The organism is Sphingomonas folli (assembly GCF_019429525.1).
GTDB classification, from domain to species: domain Bacteria; phylum Pseudomonadota; class Alphaproteobacteria; order Sphingomonadales; family Sphingomonadaceae; genus Sphingomonas; species Sphingomonas folii.
Genome location: NZ_JAHXZL010000020.1, coordinates 1 through 649, shown reverse-complemented (window position 1 = coordinate 649; position 649 = coordinate 1). Strand labels below are relative to the sequence as shown.

At 63.8% G+C, this 649-nt stretch carries 1 protein-coding gene; it reads left to right on the top strand.

The genetic code is table 11. From position 1 onward, the window contains the following. A partial coding sequence (locus KZ813_RS19945; protein WP_219756741.1) for an IS110 family RNA-guided transposase occupies positions 1–649 on the top strand: 649 nt, incomplete at both ends.

The following is a 649-nucleotide window of genomic DNA, read 5'->3' as shown; positions in this document are numbered from 1 at the left end:
GTGAGGTTAGCACAGTCGGCATCGATCTGGCCAAGTCGGTTTTTCAGGCTCACGGTGAGGATGCGAGCGGCGGGGTCGTGTTCCGCAAGAAGCTTCGGCGTGATCAGGTTCTGCCGTTCTTTTCGACCTTACCGCGATGCGTGGTCGCGATGGAGGCGTGCGCGAGTGCCCACTATTGGGCACGCGAGCTCGCCGCACTGGGTCACGACACCAAGTTGATCCCACCGGCGTACGTGAAGCCGTTCGTCAAACGGCAGAAGAACGACATGGCCGATGCAGAAGCGATCTGTGAGGCGGCGCAGCGCCCGACGATGCGGTTCGTTCAAGGCAAAAGTGCAGAGGCGCAGGCATCGGCGGTGGTGTTCCGGACCCGCGACCTGCTCGTGCGTCAACGTACCCAGTTGATCAACGCCCTGCGCGGCCACCTCACCGAGTTCGGCTACATCGTGCGTCAGGGTGTTGGGCACGTCGGCAAGCTGATCAAGGTGGTAGGCGACCCCACCTCCGACATCCCGGCTCAGGCGCGACCCGTGCTGGTCGTGATTGCGCAAGGGCTGGAAGCGCTGCAGAGGCAGATCGCCCTGCTCGACCGCGAGATTGCGAGCCGTGCGAAGGCTGACCCCGTGGCGAAGCGGCTGATGACGATCCC